Source organism: Clostridium sp. (assembly GCF_051278035.1).
Classification (GTDB): domain Bacteria; phylum Bacillota; class Clostridia; order Clostridiales; family Clostridiaceae; genus Clostridium_AD.
Map to the genome: position 1 here is coordinate 17,626 of NZ_JBNMNU010000004.1, position 25,919 is coordinate 43,544.

General features: G+C 33.8%; 25 protein-coding genes and 2 pseudogenes. 16 read left to right on the forward strand and 11 right to left on the reverse strand.

Annotated features, from left to right (window positions below):
* Window positions 1–123: 123 nt before the first annotated feature.
* Window positions 124–1,540, forward strand: a pseudogene (gene pyk / locus ACJAX4_RS01450) (pyruvate kinase).
* 44 nt (window positions 1,541–1,584) lie between these two features.
* Here the strand turns inward: pyk and ACJAX4_RS01455 are convergent.
* The 5 genes from ACJAX4_RS01455 to sigK all read right to left on the reverse strand — a co-directional run bounded on the left by ACJAX4_RS01455 (window position 1,585) and on the right by sigK (window position 7,850).
* The gene (locus tag ACJAX4_RS01455) at window positions 1,585–1,857 is read right to left on the reverse strand and encodes a hypothetical protein (protein ID WP_435787674.1); all 273 of its coding nucleotides are present in this window, start codon (window positions 1,855–1,857) and stop codon (window positions 1,585–1,587) included.
* Window positions 1,858–1,926: 69 nt separating this feature from the next.
* A complete protein-coding gene (locus ACJAX4_RS01460) occupies window positions 1,927–2,577 on the reverse strand; it encodes a hypothetical protein (RefSeq protein ID WP_435787675.1) in 651 nt (216 codons plus the stop codon).
* Window positions 2,578–2,662: 85 nt separating this feature from the next.
* Window positions 2,663–5,269: a CheR family methyltransferase gene (locus ACJAX4_RS01465; protein WP_435787676.1), complete on the reverse strand. Its 2,607-nt coding sequence runs from the start codon at window positions 5,267–5,269 to the stop codon at window positions 2,663–2,665.
* A gap of 187 nt (window positions 5,270–5,456) precedes the next feature.
* Entirely contained in the window at window positions 5,457–6,902 is a 1,446-nt protein-coding gene (locus tag ACJAX4_RS01470; protein WP_435787677.1) for an ATP-binding protein, read from the reverse strand.
* 240 nt (window positions 6,903–7,142) lie between these two features.
* Window positions 7,143–7,850, reverse strand: coding sequence for an RNA polymerase sporulation sigma factor SigK (gene sigK, locus ACJAX4_RS01475; RefSeq protein WP_435787678.1), 708 nt, complete (start codon window positions 7,848–7,850; stop codon window positions 7,143–7,145).
* A gap of 239 nt (window positions 7,851–8,089) precedes the next feature.
* Between sigK and ACJAX4_RS01480 the strand changes: the two genes are divergently transcribed.
* Genes ACJAX4_RS01480 through ACJAX4_RS01495 form a run of 4 tightly spaced genes read left to right on the forward strand, consistent with a single transcriptional unit; the run spans window position 8,090 to window position 10,765 of the window.
* Window positions 8,090–8,290, forward strand: coding sequence for a 4Fe-4S binding protein (locus ACJAX4_RS01480; protein ID WP_435787679.1), 201 nt, complete (start codon window positions 8,090–8,092; stop codon window positions 8,288–8,290).
* Complete coding sequence (locus ACJAX4_RS01485; RefSeq protein WP_435787680.1) at window positions 8,287–9,435, forward strand: 2-oxoacid:acceptor oxidoreductase subunit alpha; 1,149 nt, start codon at window positions 8,287–8,289, stop codon at window positions 9,433–9,435. Before ACJAX4_RS01480 ends, ACJAX4_RS01485 begins: the two co-directional genes overlap by 4 nt.
* The gene (locus tag ACJAX4_RS01490) at window positions 9,432–10,247 is read left to right on the forward strand and encodes a 2-oxoacid:ferredoxin oxidoreductase subunit beta (RefSeq protein WP_435787681.1); all 816 of its coding nucleotides are present in this window, start codon (window positions 9,432–9,434) and stop codon (window positions 10,245–10,247) included. The genes ACJAX4_RS01485 and ACJAX4_RS01490 overlap by 4 nt, the downstream gene beginning before the upstream one ends.
* Window positions 10,247–10,765 carry a 2-oxoacid:acceptor oxidoreductase family protein gene (locus tag ACJAX4_RS01495; RefSeq protein WP_435787682.1) on the forward strand — a complete coding sequence of 173 codons (519 nt, stop codon included), beginning with the start codon at window positions 10,247–10,249 and terminating at the stop codon, window positions 10,763–10,765. The genes ACJAX4_RS01490 and ACJAX4_RS01495 overlap by 1 nt, the downstream gene beginning before the upstream one ends.
* 82 nt (window positions 10,766–10,847) lie before the next feature.
* Here the strand turns inward: ACJAX4_RS01495 and ACJAX4_RS01500 are convergent, their stop codons facing one another.
* From ACJAX4_RS01500 to ACJAX4_RS01510, 3 genes are all read right to left on the reverse strand, one after another.
* Window positions 10,848–12,812: a TRAP transporter permease gene (locus ACJAX4_RS01500; protein ID WP_435787683.1), complete on the reverse strand. Its 1,965-nt coding sequence runs from the start codon at window positions 12,810–12,812 to the stop codon at window positions 10,848–10,850.
* Window positions 12,813–12,935: 123 nt separating this feature from the next.
* A complete protein-coding gene (locus tag ACJAX4_RS01505) occupies window positions 12,936–13,460 on the reverse strand; it encodes a DUF1850 domain-containing protein (RefSeq protein WP_435787684.1) in 525 nt (174 codons plus the stop codon).
* A gap of 15 nt (window positions 13,461–13,475) precedes the next feature.
* Window positions 13,476–14,474, reverse strand: coding sequence for a TAXI family TRAP transporter solute-binding subunit (locus ACJAX4_RS01510; RefSeq protein ID WP_435787685.1), 999 nt, complete (start codon window positions 14,472–14,474; stop codon window positions 13,476–13,478).
* A gap of 553 nt (window positions 14,475–15,027) precedes the next feature.
* Between ACJAX4_RS01510 and ACJAX4_RS01515 the strand changes: the two genes are divergently transcribed.
* The 8 genes from ACJAX4_RS01515 to ACJAX4_RS01550 all read left to right on the forward strand — a co-directional run bounded on the left by ACJAX4_RS01515 (window position 15,028) and on the right by ACJAX4_RS01550 (window position 20,643).
* Window positions 15,028–15,882, forward strand: a complete 855-nt coding sequence (locus tag ACJAX4_RS01515; RefSeq protein ID WP_435787686.1) for a pirin family protein — start codon at window positions 15,028–15,030, stop codon at window positions 15,880–15,882.
* 144 nt (window positions 15,883–16,026) lie between these two features.
* On the forward strand, window positions 16,027–16,347 hold the full coding sequence (locus ACJAX4_RS01520; protein ID WP_435787687.1) for a (2Fe-2S)-binding protein: 321 nt from the start codon (window positions 16,027–16,029) through the stop codon (window positions 16,345–16,347).
* Window positions 16,340–17,386 carry an NAD(P)/FAD-dependent oxidoreductase gene (locus ACJAX4_RS01525; RefSeq protein ID WP_435787688.1) on the forward strand — a complete coding sequence of 349 codons (1,047 nt, stop codon included), beginning with the start codon at window positions 16,340–16,342 and terminating at the stop codon, window positions 17,384–17,386. The genes ACJAX4_RS01520 and ACJAX4_RS01525 overlap by 8 nt, the downstream gene beginning before the upstream one ends.
* Entirely contained in the window at window positions 17,386–17,838 is a 453-nt protein-coding gene (locus tag ACJAX4_RS01530) for a 4Fe-4S dicluster domain-containing protein (RefSeq protein WP_435787689.1), read from the forward strand. The genes ACJAX4_RS01525 and ACJAX4_RS01530 overlap by 1 nt, the downstream gene beginning before the upstream one ends.
* A 13-nt stretch (window positions 17,839–17,851) precedes the next feature.
* Window positions 17,852–18,124: a (2Fe-2S)-binding protein gene (locus ACJAX4_RS01535; RefSeq protein WP_435787690.1), complete on the forward strand. Its 273-nt coding sequence runs from the start codon at window positions 17,852–17,854 to the stop codon at window positions 18,122–18,124.
* Window positions 18,105–19,313: an NAD(P)/FAD-dependent oxidoreductase gene (locus ACJAX4_RS01540; RefSeq protein WP_435787691.1), complete on the forward strand. Its 1,209-nt coding sequence runs from the start codon at window positions 18,105–18,107 to the stop codon at window positions 19,311–19,313. The genes ACJAX4_RS01535 and ACJAX4_RS01540 overlap by 20 nt, the downstream gene beginning before the upstream one ends.
* 54 nt (window positions 19,314–19,367) lie before the next feature.
* Complete coding sequence (dapB, locus tag ACJAX4_RS01545) at window positions 19,368–20,183, forward strand: 4-hydroxy-tetrahydrodipicolinate reductase (protein WP_435787692.1); 816 nt, start codon at window positions 19,368–19,370, stop codon at window positions 20,181–20,183.
* A 112-nt stretch (window positions 20,184–20,295) separates the two neighbouring features.
* Window positions 20,296–20,643 (forward strand): hypothetical protein, encoded by a 348-nt coding sequence (locus ACJAX4_RS01550; protein ID WP_435787693.1) that lies wholly within the window; start codon window positions 20,296–20,298, stop codon window positions 20,641–20,643.
* A 66-nt stretch (window positions 20,644–20,709) separates the two neighbouring features.
* Here ACJAX4_RS01550 and ACJAX4_RS01555 read toward each other — a convergent pair whose 3' ends face one another.
* Both ACJAX4_RS01555 and ACJAX4_RS01560 read right to left on the reverse strand, forming a co-directional pair.
* Entirely contained in the window at window positions 20,710–21,486 is a 777-nt protein-coding gene (locus ACJAX4_RS01555) for a protein-glutamine gamma-glutamyltransferase (protein WP_435787694.1), read from the reverse strand.
* Complete coding sequence (locus ACJAX4_RS01560; protein ID WP_435787695.1) at window positions 21,470–21,976, reverse strand: hypothetical protein; 507 nt, start codon at window positions 21,974–21,976, stop codon at window positions 21,470–21,472. Before ACJAX4_RS01560 ends, ACJAX4_RS01555 begins: the two co-directional genes overlap by 17 nt.
* A gap of 225 nt (window positions 21,977–22,201) precedes the next feature.
* Here ACJAX4_RS01560 and ACJAX4_RS01565 point away from each other — a divergent pair, with 225 nt between their 5' ends.
* Entirely contained in the window at window positions 22,202–23,848 is a 1,647-nt protein-coding gene (locus ACJAX4_RS01565) for a GGDEF domain-containing protein (RefSeq protein ID WP_435787696.1), read from the forward strand.
* A 42-nt stretch (window positions 23,849–23,890) separates the two neighbouring features.
* On the opposite strand, the pseudogene ACJAX4_RS01570 reads toward ACJAX4_RS01565, so the two are convergent.
* A pseudogene (locus ACJAX4_RS01570) lies at window positions 23,891–24,394 on the reverse strand (3-deoxy-7-phosphoheptulonate synthase); the annotation flags it as partial.
* A 217-nt stretch (window positions 24,395–24,611) separates the two neighbouring features.
* Between ACJAX4_RS01570 and ACJAX4_RS01575 the strand changes: the two are divergent.
* Window positions 24,612–25,166: a hemerythrin domain-containing protein gene (locus ACJAX4_RS01575; RefSeq protein WP_435787697.1), complete on the forward strand. Its 555-nt coding sequence runs from the start codon at window positions 24,612–24,614 to the stop codon at window positions 25,164–25,166.
* 29 nt (window positions 25,167–25,195) lie between these two features.
* Window positions 25,196–25,855, forward strand: a complete 660-nt coding sequence (locus ACJAX4_RS01580; RefSeq protein ID WP_435787698.1) for a hypothetical protein — start codon at window positions 25,196–25,198, stop codon at window positions 25,853–25,855.
* The last annotated feature ends 64 nt before the right edge of the window (window positions 25,856–25,919 follow it).

Consider the following 25,919-nt stretch of genomic DNA (forward strand, 5'->3'; position numbering starts at 1 on the left):
AAGTTAATATGAATTTAAATAAAATTAATACAAAATAAACTATAAGTGTAAAAATATTATGGTATAATAAAGTTATATTGTCATAATATTCAATATAATAAAAGGTGATAAACGACGATGAGGATGACCAAAATAGTATGTACCTTAGGACCTGCAGTAGATGATGATAATTTGTTAGAACAATTAATACTTGCAGGTATGGATGTAGCAAGATTAAATTTTTCTCATGGTACTCATGCTGAGCAAAAGGAAAGAGCAGATAGAGTAAAAAAGTTAGAGAAAAATTAAACATCCCTATTTCATTATTACTCGATACTAAAGGGCCTGAAATTAGATTAGGTAAATTTGAAAAAGGTGAAGTAATTTTAAAAGAAAAAAATGAGTTTGTACTTGTAAATGAAAATATTTTAGGAACTGAACATAGATCAACTATTACCCATAAGCAGTTATATAAAGATGTTAAACTTGGCACAAAAATATTAATAAATGATGGACTTGTAGCAGTAGAAGTACAAAAAGTAGTGGACAAGGACATCCACTGCAAAGTATTAAATGGTGGAGCCGTAAGTAATAACAAAGGAGTAAATATTCCTGAAACAGACACCCATTTGCCTGCAATAACGGAACAAGATATTAAAGATATAGAGTTTGCTATAGAAAATGAATTTGATTTTATTGCTTGTTCTTTTGTAAGGAAAGCTTCAGATGTAACTGAAGTGAGAGAAATATTAAAGAAATACGGCGGTTAGAATATGATGATAATTTCTAAAATCGAAAATAGGGAAGGCGTAAATAATTTCGATGAAATATTAAAGGTTTCCGATGGTATTATGGTAGCTAGAGGAGATTTAGGGGTAGAAATACCTCCAGAGGAAGTGCCTATTGTTCAAAAGATGATAATTAAAAAATGCTATCAAAGTGGTAAACCAGTAATAACAGCAACTCAAATGCTAGATTCAATGATTAAAAATCCAAGACCTACTAGAGCCGAATCTAGTGATGTAGCAAATGCTGTTTATGATGGAACTAGTGCAATTATGCTTTCCGGTGATACTGCTATTGGAATATATCCTATTGAAAGTGTAAAAACTATGGTGAGAATTGCTCAAATGGCAGAAAAATCTATTGATTATGGAAGCAAGTTAGTTAAAATGCAATTTAACCTGGTTGAAAATGTTACTAATGCTATAAGCTATGCAACTTGCTCTATTGCACGACAGTTAAAAGCTGCTGCAATTATTTCTTCAACTCAATCTGGACAAACCGCTAGAATGATTTCTAGATTTAGAGCATATTGTCCCATAATAGCAACTACATCCAACCCAAGAGTTCAAAGGCAGTTATGTATTTCCTGGGGGTAGTTCCATTACTAGTTAGAGAAGCGTTAAATGTCGAAGAAATGTTTGATATTGGAGTTAAAAAAGCCTTAGATATTAAGCTAGTCAAACAAGGCGATACTATTATAATAACGGCTGGCGGTCCAGTAGGAACAGCTGGAACAACTAATCTACTAAAAGTTCAAACAGTAACTACTATATAATTAAACGAGAAAAAATCTCTATATAGAGATTTTTTCTCGTTTAATTATGTAATTGGTTCGCCATAAATTGGGGCTACTCTTGTCCAACCTTTCATTTTTCCATACTTCAAATATTTATCATAATACTCAAGCTCTGCATTAAGTAGCCCGGTCCATAACTTACGCAATTCTTCATTCTTAATGGTCTCAATGGTTGCTCTAACATGAGCATCTATTGAAGCTAATTCCCAACTTAAAATAATCCTATACATAAATCTATCCGTGATTATTTCAGGATCGATGGGTGATGTTACTGGTAATGGCGATCTATTAGGCATGGGTATATTAAGCTTTAGTGCTAACGCTTCAAGCTTTTTAACCTGCTTGTTATAAATATATGCCCCCTGTTAAAGTATTACCTTAAACTCAGTATCATGAGCAAAACTACCGAATATACCTATGAGTTCAATTTGTTCATATCTCATAACAATATGATCCCAAATATGAAACGCTTCAGATGTGGAAAGTTGTTCTTTTGTCTGAGAAATGGACGTCTTGTAAGTAGGATAAGTCTCCTCCCAGCCTTTCAATTTACCAAACTTATAAAGAGTATCAAAATCTTCAAAATGAACTATTAAATCTTGTATGATAGTATGTCTTAAATTATCATTCGTACTGGTTGAACGAACTGCGTGGGTAAGAGACATCAGCTGCGCTACCAGATCATTGTATATCTTTTTATAGATGTAATCATCTGTTATATCATTAACACGTGTTACAAACTTCACATCTATCGGAGATCTGTTTGGCATAATAATACGAAATTTTTCTCCTAATTCTTCTAAATTATCTATTTGTTCTTCAAAATTTTTCTGAAATTTATCTAAAATTACTTGCCAACCTACATCATGAACAAAGTTCTTAAATAATTGAACTGTTTGGGTACTAACATATCTTGCTCTTAGAAGACTATATATATTAAATGCCTCCTGAATATCTAAGCTCTCTTCTCTTTTATGAACTTTCTTTACTATATCTTTTAAATCCAATATTTTCACCCCTCAATTGTAAATGTTGTTATTAGTATGTACTGAATAACTTTTACATATACCTTGAGGAATGAAATACTTATAACTTACCGAGTCAGTTCTCTTTAGCTGCAGCGATCTCCTTATGAGCTTTTTCTCCTTTACTTTGCAGCCTATCATTTAGCAGTAACAGCTCTGCCTCTAGTTCCTTTGTTTTAGTTATATTCACAAAAGTTATAACCACCCCATCTGTTTTCCCCTCTAGCGTATGGTAAGGCAGAATGCGTGCGTTAAACCAACCCCCATTTCGAGACATTACCTGTTTTTCAAAAGTAATCAGCGTACGTTGCACCTCCATAACATCCTCTGTCAGTTCCGGATAAATAAGATCTGAAGCGATATCAGTTATAGGCCTTCCCACATCACTGGAAATAAGCCTTGAGACTACTGTCATTTGACTTGTGAAGTGCTTAACTAGCAAAGTATTATCCAAAAATAAGGTGGCAATTTTCGTGCTATCCATTAGATTCTTCATATCGCTTGTGACTAGTGACAGGTCATATAACTTGACCTGAAGTTCTAAATTGATAGTCTTTAGCTCTTCATTTGAGGACTGTACTTCTTCCTTAGTTGTGGTCAGTTCCTCATTTGTGGACTGGAGTTCTTCATTGCATGACTGCAATTCCTCATTACTTGATTTAAATTCCTCTTGTGATATCTGCATTTCTGCACCTGCAACTTGCCACATTTGTCGAGTTTCTAGTAGTTCTCTCTCAAGAGCTTTCTCCCGTCCATTACTATCATGTATTTTTCCAGTTGTATTTATTATTTCGCTTGGATTTGAAACAATTACGTCGGTAAAAATAATCATTACCATCCCTTTCAGAGCCTCTGGCTCTTTTAGATGAGTGACTGTGATATCAACCATCTGAGGTCCAGCTTCGTTTAACACAACTGCATTCTTAGCAATAACCGCTTCTTTTCGCCGAACTGCCTTGTAGAAGGCGTCACTCAGTTTATAGTTTATCCCTTCACGGGCCATGGCAAAAATATTCCAATTAACCTTACCGGAAGCAGGTTCCAGGTACTTGCCCGTCCTTCCGGTAATGTAGAGAATGTCCCCTTTAATATTGACAAGCACTGCGGCCGGTGAATACTTTTGCAAAACCAGTTTATCCGCCAGCGTCTGCATATTTTGAACATCATCCGACGGCTCATTAACCTCAGACTGGTACGGTGCAAAGGAGTTTGGAAATTCTATAGGTTCCTTCTGAATTAGTGGCCTAAGCCTCTGATATATTCGCGATTTAAGATTAAGTGGTTTAAAAAGCTCAGTAAAGTTCCCTACTGACTCCGCACTTCCTAAAAATAGAAATCCGTTACTATTAAGACTATAGTGAAAAAGAGGAATAAGCTTTTTCTGAATTTCTGGTGTCAAGTAGATAAGTAGATTACGACAAATCATTATATCCACCTTAGTAAATGGCGGATCCTTAATCATGTTTTGCTGAGCAAAGATGACCATATCACGAATTCCCTTGTCAACCTGATATCCACGATCCATCTTGGCGAAATACTTTTTCAGATGCTCGGTGGACATTTCTTTTTCAATATTGTTCGAAAATATACCCTCACGAGCCTTATCAATGGCTCCATTGTCTAGATCTGTAGCAAAAATCTGAACAGAAAACCCATTATTGGTCTTTGATTTATCCATCACGTCTTTGAAGACAATCGCTAAGGAATAAGCCTCTTCACCACTAGAACAGCCAGATATCCAAACACGAATCGTATCAGTGGGGGAACGTTCTTCTAAAAGTTTAGGTATAACTTTGTCCCTTAGAAGTTCCCACTCCAACGGTTCGCGAAAAAAACTGGTGACCCCAATCAAAAATTCTTTGAATAACAAATTAAGTTCTTGAGGATTATCCTTTAAATAAGTAACATATGTGTCTATATTGTCTATTTGATGCATACCCATGCATCTCTCAATCCTACGTTGTATAGTGTTTTTTTTATATGAAGAAAAATCATGACCTGTATGTGCTCGTATCATCCCTATAATACTGTCGAAGTAATTCTTATTCATCTCTACACTTTCATTTCCTGAAAGAAGCATTTTAGGTTTATGTTCAATATAGGAAATAATCTTTGAAGGTAATTTCTCTGCTATGGATACACCATCCGCTATATCCGCTTCAATTGCGCTACGAGGCATGCTATTAAATTTAGCAGAGGACGGTTCTTGGATAAAAATACCTCCTCCATTTTGCTTGATTTCTCTGACTCCCTCTGTACCGTCGGTAGCCATTCCTGAGAGTATAACTCCAATACTCATCTCCTGCTTGTCATTAGCAAGTGATCGAAAAAAGAAATCTATGGGCATGCTAAGATTGTCAGTCTTATTATAATCAAAAATATGTATCACATTATTGTTAATAGACATATTTTTATCTGGCGGAATTACATAGACAACGTCTGGGTGAACAACTAAGTTCTCATATGCCTGTACAACTTCCATACTAGTATCATTCTGAAGTAAATTCACCAAAATACCCTTACTGTTTTTCTCCATGTGTTGAACAATAACAAAAGCCAACCCACTATTTTCAGGAACATTATTAAGGAAAGATGACAGTGCATCGAGTCCTCCTGCGGATGCCCCTATGCCGACAATTGAAAAATCCATTTTTACAGTATCCGTTATCTTATTCTCTTTCATCATACCCCTCCATTCACAAATTGATGAACATATCACTCTATACTCTTATTATAACAAATTATTTGTAACCGGGGTATAATAGTATTTAAATCCTTGAATTTTTTTAAAAAAACTACATTAACGGCATTAAAGAAGGAACATCCCCACTTCTTTTAGTGAAAGATGTTCCTTCTTTAATAATTAATATCTAATTTAAGGAGTAAATATCCGAAAACTCAATATGTATTCTCTCAATTCTTTCTTGAGGACCGCCTTCTAATTTTTTACATATTTCGGATTCCTTAGAAAGTACTGATACTGGAAACACAATGATAAACTCTGTTCCTTTGCCATATTCGCTTAAAACTGAAATTGTACCGCCATGTAGCTCGACAAGTGATTTTACAATAGAAAGTCCAATACCACTGCCCTCCTGTTTTCGTGTAAGCGACCTATCTACCTGTCTAAATCGATCAAAAATAATATCTAACTTTTCCTTTGGAATGCCTATACCTGTATCTTTTATTGATATTATAATGTTTTCTCCTTTATCATACATATTTACTGATATATCTCCGCCTGGTTTTGTGAATTTTATTGAATTAGCAAGTAGATTTAGTATCACTCTTTCAATTTCTTCTGGATCACAAGACATTATACAGTCCTCTATATCAGTATCAAAAATAAGTTCAATAGATTTGGATTTTATATATTCTGCTACTGACATGGTAACGCTCTCAACAATACTTACGATATTACATTTTTGTTGTGTTAACTCCAAAAAACCTGCATCAAGTTTTGTAATATCAAGTATATTATTAACTAGTCTTAATTGTCTGTAACAATTTTGTTTCATTATGTTGGTATACTTTTTAATCTTTTTTTCTTTATCAATAACATCACTACTATTTTCATAGGTGTCTAAAAGTTGTAAGGCAGATAAAATTACATTTAGAGGCGTTCTCAGTTCATGTGAAAGGTTACTGAAGAACTCAGTCTTTAAACTTTCTAATAAAATTGTTTCGTCTAATAATTTCTTGTTAGTTATATCCACAAGTGATAAGACGACACCATGAGTTATATTTTCAACTGTACAATATGGAGTGCATTTAAGTAAATACCAGCTTCCATTTTTACTTTGAACTTCCTTCTCAGATGACGTACATCGGCTTAATACTTCACTTGCACCCAAGTTAATATCATAATCCAAAATATTACTTACTATGTGCGAAAGTGGACGACCAATATCCTGCATCTTAAGGTTTATTTCTTTAGTAATGCTCGGTGTAAACTTTCTGATACAAAGCTTTTCATCTAAAAAAATTGTTCCAATATCTGTGCTGTTTAAATAATTTTTCATATCATTATATGACTCATCCAATTCTCGAATCTTAAATTGATACTGGATGTTCGTTTTTAAAAGTTCATCATTTATCGCTTTAATTTCCTCGTTTGTACTTATTAGTTCTTCATTATACACAAGATGCTCCTCATGTGATGTTTGGAGGCATTCCTTGGTATACTGAAGCTCCTCCTCAAGATGTAGAATTCTTTCATTTAACTTTTTTTCTAAATCATGTCTGTTAAAATATTCATTTTCAACTGCATTATTGTTCTTATAATTCATACTTATATTTGGCATTATATTCTTCATAATGCATATCTCCTCTTGTTTTTTTTTAATATTGTCTTCAATTAAATATTATTCTATCTGTTTCTACTACATATGTAATTCTACAAATATCCATAACTTCCCTCTAATTTTATTGTCTTTATAACTATAATTCGTTCGCAACTTTCGCTAAACTCTGCATTTATAAACGCAAGATAAGGCTACACTTGATATTGCAAGGAATGTAGCCTTATGTTTAAAGTATATACTTTAATTTACTAACTAAATGTTTTTACTAGTACTATCTAATTCCTTATTAAGCCTCTTTAATGCTCTCTTTTCAATTCTAGAAACATAGGATCTAGAAATTCCTAAAAATAATGCAAGTTCTCTTTGCGTTCTAGGATTACCATCAAGTAATCCATAGCGCATTTGAATTATTGTTTTTTCTCTATCTATTAAAGTAGAGTTTATTTTATCATAAAGCTTTTGAATTTGTATTTTATTTTCTACTATCTCAAAGATAGTATCTTCATCACTACTTAATACACTCAATAGGGATATCTCATTTCCCTCTTTATCAGTACCAATAGGATCCTGTAGATACACATCCCCTTTTGTCTTCTTATTACTTCTAATAAGCATGAGAATCTCATTTTCTATACACCTTGCCGCATAGGTTGCTAGCCTTACTCCCTTACCTACATCAAAAGCTTCAATTGCTTTAATTAGCCCCACGGTTCCAATAGATATGAGGTCATCTACATCTTTACCTTGGTAAGAATATTTTTTTACTATATGTGCAACTAATCTTAAATTTCGTTCAACAAGTATTCCTTTAGCTAGTAAATCTCCCTCCTTAAACTTTGTTAAATAGGATTTTTCTTCTTCTTCACTTAATGGCTGAGGGAACGAACTACTACCAGTTACGTAAGCTGTTAATAATGTAATATTTCCAATTATTTCTAATATACAATTTATGAAAAACAAAGATGTACCTCCTAATAGAGCTTCTTAAAATAATATGCTTTAAATTATTAAAAATGCCTGTACATAAAATTTAAATTTATACTAATATTCTATTGCAAATCAAATCTAACTATGCTATTTTTAATATATGTCGGTACTATTGTTATAATATTAACAATATTAAATCTAATACTGACATACACTGATTCTGATTCAATTGGATTTAAAATAACTATACTTGAACAACTAGGAGGATCATTATGGAAGTTAATTTCACCTTGAAACTAGATAGGTGTAAAGGATGTGGCATTTGTGTCGCATTTTGTCCTAAACATATTTTAGCGTTAGATACCTTAGGAAAGGTATATGTGATTGATGAACCAGAGTGCATAAACTGCGGACAGTGTGAACTTCTTTGTCCTGATTATGCAATTTATGTAGAAAAGAGGGTGAAAATATGAATGAAGCTAGATTAATGCAAGGAAATGAAGCTTGTGCAGAGGGTGCATTAGCTGCTGGTGTGAATTTTTTTGGAGGATATCCAATTACTCCTTCTACAGAAATCGCCGAAATTATGTCTAAAGAGCTTCCTGCTTTAGGAGGTACTTTTATTCAAATGGAAGATGAGATTGCTGGAATTGCAGTGGTACTCGGTGCAGTCTTAGCTGGAAGAAAAGGTCTTACGGCTACTTCAGGACCAGGTTTTTCTCTTAAACAGGAATTAATCGGTTATGGATGTATCGCCGAGATACCACTCGTAATTGTAAACGTTCAACGTTCAGGTCCATCTACAGGTCAGCCTACTTCCCCTGCACAAGGAGATGTAATGCAGGCTCGTTGGGGAACTCATGGCGACCATCCCATGATTGCACTATCTCCTTGGACAGTTAGAGAATCTTTTGATGTGGCCGTACTTGCCGTAAATTATGCAGAGAGGTTCCGTACCCCTGTTATTATACTACTAGATGAAGTAGTTGGTCACATGCGTGAAAGTGTTATTTTACCTGAAACGTCGGATATAGAAGTGTACCCAAGGCGCATGCCAACATGCACAAAAGAAGAGGGATACAAGCCATATGCTCCTATGGATGATCTTGTTCCAAACGTTCCTAACTTCGGAACTGGTCATCGCTTTCATGTTACTGGACTTATCCATGATGAAACTGGTTTTCCAACATCTAGTGCAGACGTAACAGAATCTACAATTAAACGATTGCATGAAAAAATAAGTAGAGTTCAGGACGAAATTACTCATTACGATGAATTTTTTATGGAAGATGCGGAGTACGCAGTATTAGCATATGGTGGAACATCTCGTACTGCTTACGCGGCCGTAGAAATAGCTCGCCAAAAGGGAATTAAAGTCGGTATGATTCGATTAATGACTATCTGGCCTTTTGCTGACACGGTAGTCAATGATTTAGCGCAAAAAGTTAAGAAGATTCTTGTACCTGAAATGAATTATGGACAACTGGTTTTAGAAGTAACTCGTGCTGCCGTTGGACAGGCACAGGTAATTTCTCTTCCAAAATATAATTCAAAAATATTTACTCCTGAGGAAATATGCGTTGCAATTGAAGCACTTACAGTGGAGGTGGCAAAATGAGGAATTATGAAAAATATCTTCGCGAAGAGCATCTACCACATATGTGGTGTCCAGGTTGTGGCAATGGAATTGTAATGAAATCCATTGCTAAAGCAGCAGAAAAATTAGGACTTGACCAAGATAATACAGTCATTGTGTCTGGTATTGGTTGCTCTTCTAGGGCTTCTGGTTACATGGATTTTGATACGTTGCATACAGCCCATGGCAGAGCAATACCTTTTGCAACTGGTATTAAACTTGCTAATCCTAAATTGAAAGTCATTGTAATAACTGGTGATGGCGATTGTACTGCAATAGGTGGTAACCATTTTATACATGCAGCTAGAAGAAATGTTGATTTAACAGTAATACTATTTAATAACAGTATTTATGGAATGACTGGAGGACAGGAATCTTGTCTTACACCTGTTGGTAAAAAGGCTACAACCGCGCCTTTTGGAGCAATAGATCGACCATTTGATCCTTGTGAACTTGCCAAAGGTGCTGGTGCTACTTATATTGCTCGTGGTACTGCTTATCATGCAAAACCACTAGTTGATCTAATTGCTCAAGGTATTTTAAGTAACGGATTTTCCCTAGTAGAAGCTATCACGCAGTGCCCTGTTGCTTATGGTAGAAGAAATAAAATGGGTGATGCATCAGAAATGTTGAAGTCTATGAAAGAAAATGCAGTAAACCTAGCAGCTTATGAAAAATTATCAGATGACCAAAAGTGTGACAAGTATCCAATTGGTATTTTATATAAGAAAGAGGCACCTGAATATACCGCAGAATATGCTAGAGTCATTAAAATGGCCAAGGAGGAAAAATAATGCTACAAATACGATTATGTGGTTCCGGTGGTCAAGGTGTAATTACAGCAGCGATTATCCTAGCGGAAGCAGCTGTTATGGAAGGTTCTCAGGTGGTACAATCTCAGTCTTATGGTCCAGAAGCACGCGGTGGCGCTTCAAAGTCGGAAGTGATAATAGACCAAAAATCCATCTATCATCCTAAAGTAACTAAACCAGATATAGTACTAGCTCTAACACAACAGGCTGCCGACAAATATTCTGCAGGTCTTTGTGATCAAGGAGTTCTTATTATTGATGAAGACTTAGTTCCTAATTCTCCCACTCACGCAAATGTAGTCAAAGTACCAATGACTCGTTTGGCTGTGGAGGAGCTTGGAAAAAATTTATTTACAAATATTGTTGCTTTAGGCCTTTTAGTAAAAGTGACAGGTGTAGTTTCTCTTGAATCCATTCAAAATGCAGTTGCAAAAAGAGTTCCTAAAGCAACCATAGAAAAAAATATGAAGGCTTTACAGATTGGTTATGATTCAATATAAATTATCATCTTTTATAGGAAAAGGTATAACAAAATTTTGTTATACCTTTTCCTATTGTGGTGATAATTCAAAATCATATTTTTCATACTACCAAACTATTTTTATCAAAATTCCTTTTATCCTTAGATCTTTGAAGCATATATACCCCTGCTAATAAGACTATGCCAACTAAATTTGCTGCTAAATTAGTTGTAACCAATAAAACCCCACCTATTAAGAACATAATACGTTCAATAATAGACATTTTCGTCTTAAAATAACCAGTTAGGGAAGATGCAATACATATGATCCCAATTATTGCTGTTACTACAATTACAACCAAATGAAATGGTGTCACATCAATTAATAGCAATTGGGGACTATATACAAAAATAAAAGGTATGATGAATGCAGCTATGGCTAATCTGGCCGCCTGCACCCCCGTCCTCATAGGCTCTGACTTTGCCACACCTGCCGCTGCCACAGCCGCTAGACACACAGGTGGCGTTACATCAGCAATGATTCCAAAGTAAAAGGCAAACATATGCGCTGCTAGCACAGGAACGTTTAACATCACCAATGCTGGTGCCGCTATGGTGGCTGTTATAACATAATTAGCAGTAGTAGGTACACCGATGCCTAGTACCAAGGAAGTTAACATGGTGAAAAATAATGTTAGTATAAGCTTACCATCTGCCATACCTACCAAAATAGATCCCATTTTAAGTCCTAGACCTGTTTGGGTAACCACTCCGATTATAATTCCTGCACAAGCACATGCGGCAATAACTGTTAAAGCACTTTTCGCTCCTTTTTCAAGTCCACTAACAATATCTTTAAAACTTAGTCTTGTCTCTTTCTTTATGCTAGCTACTACAATAGCCGTAAGAATTGCACCTAATGCAGCTCTAAGAGGGGTATATCCCGCCACTAATAAATACATAACAGTAATAATTGGAATTATAAGGTGGCCTCTTGTCTTCATAACATGAGAGAATTTAGGCAATTCATTCTTAGGTATTCCCTTAAGTCCCAGTTTTTTTGCTTCAAAGTGAACGCCAGCCCAAACACCAAAATAATATAATAAAGCTGGAATGGCAGCCGCGCTAATAACCTTTATATAAGGAGTGTTGGTAAATTCAGCCATTAAAAATGCTGCTGCTCCCATAATTGGAGGCATTAATTGTCCCCCTGTGGACGCTGTGGCTTCAACCGCTCCCGCAAATTCACTTTTGTAACCTAATCTCTTCATCATTGGAATTGTAAAACTTCCTGTTCCAACAACATTTGCAACTGAACTTCCAGTAAGTGTACCCATGCATGCACTGGATAGTACAGCAACCTTTGCTGGACCTCCTGGTGCAAAACCTGCAATGGCATTGGCTGAGTCTATAAAGAATTCACCCATTCCTGTTTTTTCAAGATAAGCTCCAAATAACAAGAACATAAAAATGAAAGTGGATGAAACACCTATGGGTATTCCAAATATTCCTTCCGTAGTAAAGAATAATTGTTGAACCAAATTCTCTATATCAACCCCTCTATGGGCTAACTTTCCTGGAACATAACGGCCAAGTAGGGCGTATGCGATGAATGCTAGTGCAATAATTACCATAGGCCATCCGATTACCCGCCTTGCAGCTTCAAGCACTAATAAAATTGCTATGGATCCAACAATCATATCCATGGTAGTTACCCTGCCCGCTCTATATACCAAATCTTTATAAAAAACAACTACATAGATGCATGTCGTTGCCGCTGTAATCGCAAGCCCTATATCTACGGGATGCATTTTTTTCCTAGACCACGATCCCTTAGTTGGATAAAATAGATAGACTAAACTAAGTCCAAAGGCCAAGTGAATTGCCCTTTGTAACATGGCATCCATTATCCCAAAAATTGCAGTGTATAATTGAAAAAGGGTAAAACATATTAAGATGGCGGATAATATTTTACCTGAAACACCCTTAAGTTCACGAAAGTTCGAACCTTTATCATATTTTTTCAGCAAATCATTGGCTTCTTCTGAATTCACTCCAACAGCTACAGGCTGTTTATCTTTATTCATTTTTGTCCCCTTTCCCGATATCTTCTTATTATTATTCTAATAAATATTATGTGGAACTTTGTGAACAATTAAAATGGTTCTTAAACCCCTTTGTATATAAAGAGGTTTAAGAATAACTACCCATTAATAAATTTTATAGAATTTACCAAAAACTTTTAATCCCCATCTATCCACAGCATATATTTCAACTAAATCCTTTGGCTTTTCTATTAATTGTATGAGCTCAAAGCGCTCATCTCCTATACTTAGCCAGTGCTTTGGAATTGGTGATACTCTTAGTTTAATTGAATCCATAGACCTTTGTATTTTCAATATAAACTTCCCATCCTTTATATCAAGCTCCCCTTCCTCTTTTAAGAAGGGCAGGCCTACCCCATAGGATTCATAGATGGTTTCATAAAGCATGAGTGTATTGTCTTGTCCTACTCTAAACAATTCTTCTGCCGGTGTTAACTCCACAGAATGAATATATCCCAAAGTAAAGGTTTTATCTGGCAGATAAAACTCAGTTTTAGCCTGCCCCTCTAGATCTTCCACAATCAGTACTTTTCCATGGGTAACAATTTTTATTGATAATAACACCATAAGTACAACTAGTACAATAAATATTTTTTTCCCCAAGGTGCCCTTACCATTAAAGTAGGTCATTGAATTTCAATCTCCTTATTTTGCGACTCCTTCTTCTTTAAAGTACTTTGCAGCTCCTGAATGTACTTTAACAGACATTCCATCTAAAGCTGTTTCCTTTGTAATATTTTTACCTACGTTATGGGCTGCTATTATTCTGTCCTGGTTATCGTATATAGATTTTACCATTTGATAAGCTATATCTTCGTCCAAATCTGCGTTTACAACTAACATCGCTTTAACAGTTAATGTTTTAACATCCTCAGTTTGTCCATTATAAGTATTAGCAGGTATTGTAAATTCCGTGAAGAATTTATAGTCTGCCATTAATTTTTCTGCAATGGCACCGTCTACAGGTACTACAGTTATATCATTTTGCGCGCCAAGATCTTGAAGAGCCGCCGTAGGAATTCCTGCTGTAAGGAATGCAACATCTACTTGTTTATCCTTTAATCCTGATGATGCCTCAGAAAACGAAAGAAATTTTGCATCGATATCTTCTTCGAAATCGAGTCCAGCAGCTGCTATGATTTGTCTAGCATTGGCTTCAACACCGCTACCAATAGCTCCAACTGCAATTCGCTTACCTTTTAAGTCCATTATTGTTTTAATGCTTGGGTCTGTGGTAATAATTTGAAGAGGTTCAGAATATAAGGTAACTAAGCCTCTTATATCGGGATACTTAGCATCTTTAAACATTTCTCCCCCATTTTCTGTATACCAGGCAACATCATTTTGTACGATGGCCACTTCGATTTTTTTATCTTTCAATAAGTTAATATTCGCTACTGATGCCCCCGTGCTTTGAGCTGTGGCATTGATACCGTCAATTGAATTGTTCCATATTTCTGCAAAAGCTCCACCTAATGGGAAATATGTTCCAGCGGTTCCACCTGTTCCTAGATTAATAAAAACCTGTTCTGCTTTTTTTTCTGGCTCATCACCAGGCGCTTTTTCTGCCGGCTTATTCGCACATCCTACAAATAACCCCATAACCATTACAGCAGCAATTAACACTTTAACATTTTTCTTCATTTTATATCCCCCTTTTTTTATCTTACCTTTTTAACCATAAAACTTATATTTTTCAAAAATTAGAATATACTTCTATATTATAACATTTGATTCTACCACTCGCAATAAATTAATTTAATTTTTTATTATTGTATACATATATATATATATTTACCATATAGAATTACTGTAAAATTTTATAACATTAAGTGCAAATGAATTTTTAAGTTTAAATGATTCATTTTAAGCTAATACATTATTTTATAATTTATTTTCATATATTATATTTTAACCTTGTAGTTGCTTATTCTAATAGATTAAAAATAATTTTAAATTGATCATGTATTGTTGAAAATTGAATTTTATTATAACATTCTAGTCATTTTTCTGTTATTGTATTTATATTTTTCATTTTACTGTTTTTTTATTACATAGTCAAGCTATTTTTTGACATACTCTCTAATATGGATTAAGTTTTAACCATATAAAAATTCTTCACACCTTTTTTTGTATAAATAATTAACGAAATGAATTATACTACACTTATATATCTAAAAAATGGAGGTATAATATTATGCAAACTAGGACGATACGTAAAGTAGTAACTGGAACCAATCAGTATGATGGGGCCGGAGTTAAACTAACTCGAGTAATTAGTTACCCAGATGTTAAGGAATTCGATCCATTTTTAATGTTAGATGCCTTTGATTCCTATGACTCAGCTGATTATCTAAAAGGTTTTCCATTGCACCCTCATAGGGGAATTGAGACGGTTACCTATCTTATAAATGGGAACATAGAGCATAAAGATAGTTTAGGAAACAAGGGAAACATATCTGATGGTGGATGCCAATGGATGACAGCCGGCGGAGGAATCCTTCATGAAGAAATGCCTAAATTATCCGAGAGAATGCTAGGTGTTCAATTGTGGCTTAATTTACCTAAAAAGAATAAAATGACAGATCCAAAGTACAGAGATATAACCTCAGATATGGTACCTAAAATTCATGAGAACGGTTGTGAAATAGGAATTATTTCAGGTGATTATATGGGTACCCCAGGAGCTGTCCAAGGCGATCATGTGAAAATGTTATTTTTGGACGTGGACATGAAAGCCGGCGCAAAATGGCAATTTAAAACTAACCAAGACGCCACGTTATTTATTTATATCGTAGAAGGTGAAGGTTGGTTTGAGCATTCATATGAGAATTTAATTTCTAGTAAAAGAGCAGTGCTTTTTAATAATGGTGAAGAATTATTTAGTGCAGCATCAGATAAAGGGCTTCGTTTCCTTGTTTTTTCAGGAATAAAATTAGAAGAACCTATTGCATGGGGCGGACCAATTGTTATGAATACCCAAAAGGAACTTAAAGAGGCTTTTCAAGATATTTCTGATGGAACCTTTACAAATAAAAATTATCATAAATAGTAAATCAAAAGAACTGATGTAATTTAATTACATCAGTTCTTTTGTTAACTATATTCTAAAAAATAATTAACAAAGTACACATTTAATATTCATTCTCATAGAATATAGTAAAGATTAGTTAACATATAAAAGAGGTGATAATTAGTGAGAGTCATAACCCATCCCATTTTAGGAAAATTGAAAAACCATAATAAAATAACCATTTATGTTGATGATAGAAAGTTAGTAGCCCTAGAAAGTGATACTATTGCCTCAGCACTTTTAGCGAATGGTATAAAAGTATGCAGGTACACAAGAAAACGACATGAGCCCCGCGGGCTTTTCTGCGCTATAGGAAGATGTAATGACTGCTTAATGATTGTAGATGGCATCCCCAATGTACGAACATGTGTCACTTATGTCCGCGACGGGATGCAAATAAAAACCCAGGTAGGAAACGGTACATGGGAGGGCTTACATGAATAATTTTGATCTTGTTATCATTGGCGCAGGCCCTGCTGGTCTCTCTGCCTCTATTGAAGCTTCGATTCATGGTGTTAAAACTCTTGTTATTGATGAAAATACATTACCTGGAGGCCAACTCTTCAAACAGATTCATAAATTTTTCGGTTCAAAAGAGCAAATGGCAGGCTTTAGAGGTTATGAAATTGGAGAAAAGCTCTTAACTCTAGCAAAAAAAAGCAGCGTTTCAATAATGCTTAATACAAGGGTTATCGGCATAGATGAACATAATACTTTGGCGGTTATAAGAAATGGAGTTTACCAAGAAATAAATCCAAAAAAAATTATCTTATGCTGTGGTGCCACCGAAAAGCCCCTAGCATTTCCTGGTTGGACGCTTCCTGGTGTAATGGGTGCCGGCGCTGCACAAACCATGGTAAATATTCATAGAGTAATTCCTGGTAAGGAAATATATATGATAGGCTCCGGTAATGTAGGTCTCATTGTAAGTTATCATTTACTTCAAGCCGGCGCTCACGTAAAAGCTATTATTGAAGCTTCTAAAGAAATAACCGGCTACAGTGTTCATGCTGCAAAGCTTAGACGATCCGGGATTCCATTTATGCTAGGATATACGATAAATAGGGCGCTAGGTAAAGATCATCTTGAAAAAATAGAGTTAATAAAGGTAGATGAAAATTTCGACAAAATTCCGTCTACTGAAATACAATTCGATGCAGACACCCTATGCCTCGCAGTAGGTCTAGCCCCTTCTACCGAACTGGTAAGAATGATAGACTGCACTCTAGATTACAACTCTACCTTATGTGGGTATATACCTGTAGTAAATGAAAATATGGAAACATCTATTAAAAATATTTATGCAGCTGGAGATATGATTGGAATCGAAGAAGCCAGTATCGCTATGGAGGAAGGTCGTTTAGCAGGTCTTTGCTGTGCAGCGGACCTTGGATATTGTATTGATACTCAAGCAACGAAAAAGATACTTAATGATATTCGAAGTGGTCTAAAACAATTAAGATCCAAAGGGAGGAATAAATAGTGAACCCAGGATACGGCATACCTTCTCTAGATGACCTTAATAAAAAGCCTCTGGCAGTTATTGAATGTTTTGAGTGTATCCCCTGTAATCCTTGTGAACAATCTTGTCCCTTCGGTGCCATAACTATTGGAGAAAGCATTAGTAATAAACCTATTCTTGATACTCTAAAATGCAAAGGCTGCGGCCTATGCATTTCGCACTGCCCAGGACTTGCAATATTTGTTGTAGATATGAACTTTACTCCTAAAACGTCCTTAGTTAAAATTCCCTATGAGTTTTTTCCTATTCCAATAGAAGGCTCAGAAGTTCAGTGTTTAAATAGATTAGGTGAAGTGGTTACACTCGGAAAAATACATCAAGTTAGAATAACACCTAGCCATAATAAGACCTATGTTATAGAAGTAGAAATTCAAAAAAAATTTGCAATGGAAGTTAGAAATATTAAAGTTTGAAGGAAGTGTTAAAATGCAAGATGATTTTATTATATGCAGATGTGAAGAAATTTCATTGCATGAAATAGAAGATGCTATTAGTAGTGGTTCAATTACTTTAGATGAAATCAAAAAGCTAACTAGAGCTGGGATGGGCTTATGCCAAGGTCGTATATGTAGCACTCTTATTATAAAGCTACTAGCTGCAAAAGGCTATGACCCTAAAACCTCTACTCCTCCCCATAGTCGCTCTCCTGCACGACCGGTAAAAATTCAGGAATATATTAGTGAAACCACAAATGAGTAGGCTTTATGCTGATGCTGTTGTCATCGGTGGCGGAGTTATTGGTACTGCCATTATGTACTATCTATCAACACTTGGGATGAAACCGGTGCTAGTTGAAGAGAAAAACTTAAATGCGGGTGCTTCTGGTTCTTGCGATGAAGGAATAATTCTACAATCAAAAAAATCAGGGATCATGCTTAATATGGTAACAAAAAGTGCTGAGCTATATAAGAATCTTCCTAAGGCCTTGGAATATGATATTGGCTACCGTAATGTAGGGGGAATGATTTTAATAAATGAAGAGAAATATGTACCTGTAATAAAGAGCTTCGTAGAAAAGCAAAATGAACAGGGTCTTAATATATCTATGCTTGATTATAAAGATACACATAATAACCAGCCAGGACTTGCTAAAAATGTTATTGCCAGTGCCTATAATAAAGAGGACTGCAGCGTATATCCTTTTAAACTTACTTTAGGATATACAAAGGCCGCGCAAAAACTTGGGTCAAAATTTTTACCCCATAATAAAGTAATAAAGTTAATTACGCAAAATGGTAAAATCACCCAGGTTATTACGAATGAGCATGAAATATATACACCAATTGTTATTAATGCAGCTGGATACCGTGCTGATACAATAGGCAAAATGCTGGAAATAGAAATCCCTGTCTTACCTGTAAGAGGTCAAATAATAATTACTGAGCAAATACCCTTTGTAATTCATCACCAAATTATGGATGCAAAATTTATTGTTGCTAAACATCAGCCTGGGCTTCTAGACCAAGATAGCATTACATCTAAACTCAATATAGGATTAACTTTAAGCCAAGCACCTACGGGGAATTTAATTATAGGTGGTTGTCGTGAAAATGCTTCATATAATACTAATACTAGCTTCAATACAGTGAGAGAAATACTTAAAAATGCCGTAGACTTCTTCCCATTTTTTAACAATATTTCTGTTATTAGGACTTTTGCTGGTCTTCGTCCTACAGTACCTGATAACTTGCCCCTATTATGCAGTACGAAAGTATCTGGATTTTATGTTGCAACAGGACTAGGTGGGGATGGCGTTAGTCTTTCACCAATTGTAGGAAAGATAATGTCTGAGCTTGTGGTGATGGGAAAATGTGATATTGTCGATATGAAGAAATTGAGTTTAGATAGATTTAAATCGTCTTGCATTAATACATCCTATATATTATAATTAAGTTATTATATTACATTTTTTTATAGTAAGCGTAATAAGGAGGGAATATTAATGATCAAGGTATGTTTACTCGGAATTGGACGAACAGGACAACAAATAGCCAATGTATTACTTGAACAAGAAAACATTAAACTTGTAGGTGCAATTTGTAGTCCTTTAAGTAGCAAAATAGGTATGGACCTCGGTACTTTACTGAGCAAAAGTACCCTAGGTATAAAAATCTACTCTGTAGATGACCTGGAGGAAGTTATATTTACATTAAAGCCTGATGTTGTTATTGATTTTTCAAACTATGAGGCAACTATGAAATGTGCGGTAATTTTTTCTAAGATGAAAGTCAATATGGTAATTGGCACCACTGGATTTAGTGAAGACAACATTAAAGGGCTCCATACACTTTCACAAAAATATCATAATGGTATAGTATTCGCTCCAAACATTACAGTAGGCGTAAATACTATGATGCTTTTGGCTAATATTGCTGCAAGCATTTTAAATAATTATGATTTTCAAATTATTGAAACACATCATAAACATAAAAAAGACTCACCCTCTGGCACTGCATTAAAGCTAGGTAAAGAGATTGAAAAAGCTTTAGGAAATGATAGTATAGATTTTAAAAAAATCCCTATAACTTCACATAGGGTAGGTGGCGTAATTGGTAAACATGAAGTTTTGATAGTTGGTGAAGATGACAAAATTGAGATTTCACATGAATCATTTTCAAGAAAAGTATTTGCAATGGGTGCAGTTAAAGCAGTAAACTTTATTCACAAAAAATCTGGTTACTTCGAAATGAGTAATGTTCTAAATCTTAATCAAGTTCTTTCAGATTATATTAATGATTCAAACGATATTGTATTATAAACTTAAAAAGCTGCCCATGTATAAAACCATGGGTAGCTTTTGTAAAATGGCACTAGTTTTTCCGTCATATTTTTTAAATTCATTACATATAGGTAGAAGAGGTGTTTATAATATGAATAGAACTATCGTATGTAAAGAGTGTGATAACAATAAGGTAACAATTAAAAAGGTTGGAGAACAATTGTTTATAAAGTGCTCAAAATGTGAAAATATGATAATGCAAACGGTACATCTTGAATCCTTTAATAAAAACATTGCGAATACATATAAACTCAGACTCAATATGGATGATGATAGGCTAATGGAGGCAGATATAATCGAAACCTCAAGTAATAAATTAGAATATCAAAATCTACCAAAAGAAGAATCAAAAATCAGGTTTATGTATTTAAAAGAATATGAATATATAAGACAGCTTGATACTGATGAATACATTGATATAACTAAAAAATTCAAATAATTAAAATCCAGTGCTAATTAGTACTGGATTTTCTCATACATAGTTTCACAAGAATTATTATCTCCTTTAAATGGTAGATGCTCCTTTGAATTTATAGTATATATTGGCTAAATTTTTGAAATCCAGGCGTGCAGCTGAATCTAATAAATAAGCTGACACGGTGGCATTATCTTTTCTCTGTTCATTTAGTTCACTAATTACTTCATAAACGCTCCCAATGCCTATCCCATGCCCATAATAACGTCCACCACCAAGGTCTATAATGTTTTCCCCTTGCCACTCAGGAGTTGATGGATTTACATCAGGATTATAAACATATCTTCTATCTCCAGGTAGATAATCACTTTGTTTTTCTATATAACCCGCTTCATAAAGCAAATTGTCTATATAATGCCAATTCATTAAATGTATTTTGGTAAATGACTCATTAAAAAGCTTTTCAGGGAAAGTATTAAGTAACGCCTGATAATAAACTATTATCATTGCGGTAGCACATTCAGTACCATATTTAGAACTATTTATAGAAATATCTTTAATCGCTACACTGGGTTTTATTCCTTTTTTAAGTAAAAATCCACCTTCATCAGTTCGTTCCCAATACTTCTTATTGCATATTGATTTACGAAAAACTTTAAATGACATATCACTTTCATTAACATCTACTGATGCAATAACAATATTTTTTCTTAATGTTAACTCAAACTGCAATTGTTCTAATGAATTATACTCATACCTTTCTTTACTTATATCCATCTTAGTAATAATTTCTCTTTCAATATTATTGGGTTTGTATTCATTTATATAATCATAAGCTTTAAATAAATTATTAGAAACTATAATCATTTACGAGCCCCCTATCATATTTTGCATCTAAATCTATTTTATAAGGTGTAGGGTTACTAGTTCTTTGAAAACTTTCTCCCGTAAAATATAGAAAACGGTAATTCTCTTGAATCCAGTAGAATAAATTCGTATATTGATTTTTATCTTCTCTTCCATTTCTCATATTTATGGAAGGTACAAAGTCTAAAAGTTTATATGCTAATTCAGTATCACGCGTGTCATCTGAATGTAAATAATTCGCGATTAACATTAAGCTATATGGATCTCGTGCTTCAAAAAATGACCATATTAAATCATGGTTAAAAAGACCTTCTCTATTTCTGAAAAAAATAGTATCTACTATTATAGGTAAAATTGAATTGTCCTTATGAGTTTTTATTAGAAGTGCTGCCGTAATATCCAAAAGCTCATCTTTTTCCTCACTTAACCCATGCCGAGCTATACATCCGTCGAACATTCCTTTAATTGACCGATAATCTATGTTATTCATATATGCCCTTCTTCATTTTATTATTATATTTCAATATATTCTTTTGCGAGTAAAATGTAACGCAAATTTTTCTTAGTAAATATTTAATGTAAAATAAGAAGAGTTACGACAAGATATTTTAAATTAATCATTTATTTTAAATATAGAGGGGAAAAATATATTATGTAGAATTATAAATATATAAATGCAACAGACTAATTATACAAAAGTAGGGAGATACTTATAGTGAATATTTCAGAAATGATAATGAATAAAATTAAAGAATCAAAGAAAATATCGTTTACGCAGCCAATCATTGCTTTTGCTATGAGCGTGGAAGCTTATAATACCGCAAAGAAGAATAAGTTAAAGTTAGAAGAGGCTTATGCTCTCTTTGCCATGGCATTAGCTTGTAGGTCGATGACAAAGATAAATGATTGTTTTAATTATGCTTTAGATGCTTTTAAGCTATTTAAGATGTATGATAATCCCTTAGATTTAGCTGGCACTTTAAACCTCATAGGAATTGCGCATTTTTATAATGCCATGTATGAGCGAGCACTCGAGAATTTTTTAAAAGCATTACATCTTCTAGAAGAAACAGAAGAATATCTTACACTAAGTAAAATCCTTAACAATATAGGTGAGGTTTATAAAGAAGTTGGCAATGCTTCAGAATCATTAATTTATTATAATAAAGCCCTAACACTATGCGAAAAATATAACTATATAAGTAGCATAGCAGTTATATTAGGAAATATAGGCGAGATATATTTTATAAATAAAGATTATACATCTAGCTTTGAATATTATAAAAAAAGTTATGATATTTTAATTGTGCACGATGATATAACTGCTCTATCAGAGGTTGAAAATAGCATCGGAAAAATTTATTTTCTCCAGAAAGAATATGACACGGCGAGGGAATGTTATTATAATGCTCTTACTAGGTTAGAGGGAATAGGAAATAAATATTTTATAATAGATGTACTTATAAACCTCGCACAACTTGAAGCGCTTGATAATGAAGATATATTTTTAGAGCATCTTAATAAGGCAATTAAATATGGAGAACAAATAAATGCAAGAAAGAAGTTAAGTAAGATTTATAAAATCATAACTGGATTTTATGAAAGAAAAGAAGACTTCAAATTATCACTTGTGTTTTATAAAAAATATCATTTAATGGAACAGGAAATAGAAACTGCAGTAATATCCCATAAGCTTGAAATAATAAAAATTGAGCTTAGCAAACTCTTTAGCGGTGAGGAAGTCCAAAAGATTACAAAGTTAAATAAGCAATTGGAGACGGATATTGGGAATAAAAACGCACTACTAGATACAATGGAAAAAACAAATAGAAATTTAAATGTAGAGGTGATTTCTGATGAACTTACTAATATACCCAACAGGAGAGGGGTTAATAATTATCTTTCTAAGGTGTGGAGTAAAAGTGAAATAAAGTCAATAAATTCATCCCTTTTAATGATAGATATTGATTATTTTAAACGTTATAATGATTATCATGGACATCTTGAAGGTGATAATTGTCTTAAGAAAATTGCATCTTGTTTAAATAATATGTTTGGAACCCGCTCTGGAATACTTGGAAGATTGGGTGGAGAAGAATTTATATGTTTTATAAAAGCCGCTGAGTATAAGGATGTTTTAGCCTTTGCAGAACTACTTCGAATTTCTATTGAGGAACTAAACCTTAATTATATTTGGAATGATGAATGTCATCCAGTAACAATTAGTATAGGTGGAATATATGGCTATGTTTCAGATTTTATAAGTTCTCAGGATATGTACTTAATTGCTGATGAAGAACTTTATAGGGCCAAAAATGCGGGTCGAAACCATGTTTTTTTAAGACATCAAAAAATACTTTAAAGGTAAGCGTGCTAATTAACATTATAATTAGCACGCTTACCTCTATAAATTTTCAGCAATATAATAAATCAATTTTTCTGTGTTTCCCCATCCTAGACATGCATCGGTTATGGATTTTCCATAAACGCCACTACCTACATCTTGCTTACCTTCTTCGAGGTAACTTTCTATCATAAATCCTTTTACCATTTTTTTAAGTAAAGGATCATATTTCCTACTCATTAACACTTCTCTAGCTATTCTTGGTTGTTCTTCATAAAGCTTCATTGAGTTCGCATGACTAGTATCCACAATAATAGAAGGGTTTAAAAGCTTCTGTTTTTCATATTCCCTAGCAATCCTAATCAAATCTTCATAATGATAGTTTGGAATGTTTCTACCATAAGAATCTACAGATACCCTTAAAATAGCATGTGCAAGAGGATTTCCCTCTGTTTTAACTTCCAATCCATTATATATAAAGGTATGATCAATCTGAGCGGCTTTAATAGAATTCAGCATTACATTTAGATCTCCACCAGTAGGATTTTTCATGCCTACAGGTATTCTTTACGTATTATGGTTCAAGTAATTAAACTCCTCTAAACTATCATTCTAAATCAACATTATAACATATAAAAAATGTCATAATAAAATTTATTATCTAATTGTAACATAGGTTACCGTCTTATATTATAATAACTAGTATTATATTGGTATGGAAGTAAATAATATAATTATTATATAAAATAAATATTGAATCAATAAATTAGGAGGGTTAATTATGAATGCTATAGATTTAATGATGGATGAACATAAATATATTATGCGAGGGTTAACATTATTCAGAAAATTAAGCTTAGAAATATTAAATACCAACACTGTTGATTTTGTTTCATACGAAAAAATGATTCTATTTGTTAGAAATTATGCCGATAAACATCATCACAATAAGGAAGAAGTTGTTCTTTTTAAGCAGATGGAAAATAAGCTTGGACAGAAGATGGTAAAAGGACCTTTATCCGGAATGTATATAGAACATGATTTGGGAAGACAACATATTAGGCTTTTGGAGGAAGCTCTTTTAAGAGTTAAAAATGGAGACTTAGATTCACGAGTGGATATAATAGCAAATTCCGTATGCTATGCTGATCTTCTAACAAGGCATATTGATAAAGAAGATACTCTTATATATAGCTTTGCTAGAAGAGCATTAAGCGCTGATGACATGGAAGGTGTAAATGTAAGTTGTGAAGATATTGAACTCGAGGCAACTAAAAATCAGCTGCAAAATGGATATATAAGAGTTTTAGAAGAGCTGGAAAAGAAGTATTTATAGTAATTTAAAATATTAAGGAGGAATTTATAATGAGCAGATTTTTAGCACCAATTCACGGATTTTTATTCAATAAAATTAAGGTAACAGAGGATTTAGAAAAGGATTTAATAAGTTCATATGGTGAGATTTATGGAGAAAAAGTGAATACTCTTGTACGTAATATCAATGAAAAATATGGTAGCCCAATAGGGAATGGCCTTATCGAAGATTTGATTGATTCAGATAATATACATGGATGGCTACAGGATAAAATAGCACGAGCTGAAACTCGTCAGGCTAAACTCTTAGGTGATTTAATTAAAAAATTCGGTGAAAAGGCAGAGACCATTGCATTTAACGTATTTAATAATCAGGCTAGTGAACTTGCAAATATAGCAAAAGGGACTTATGAAAGTGATACTGCTCCTAATATTTATGCAGCACTTAACGCATATATACTAGAAGGTATGCCTTGTGATAATGTAAATGTTGTGACTATAAAAGAAGTTGATATACTAGAATGGAAGAATATGAAATGCTTACACAAAGGTTATTGGGAAATCGGAGGCGCAAACGTAGAGACTTTATATTCTCTTAGATTTTCATGGTTTAAAACTTTCATAGAGTCAATTAATCCTGAGTTTACTCATATAGTGAAACCAGAAGGAACTATTTTTGTTCATCAAATTGTAAGAAAAAAGAAAAACTAAAGGTTTTTCTTTTTTTTTACTTCTTTAAAAGCTTATGATTCCACCACATGTCAAGTGGCATCTT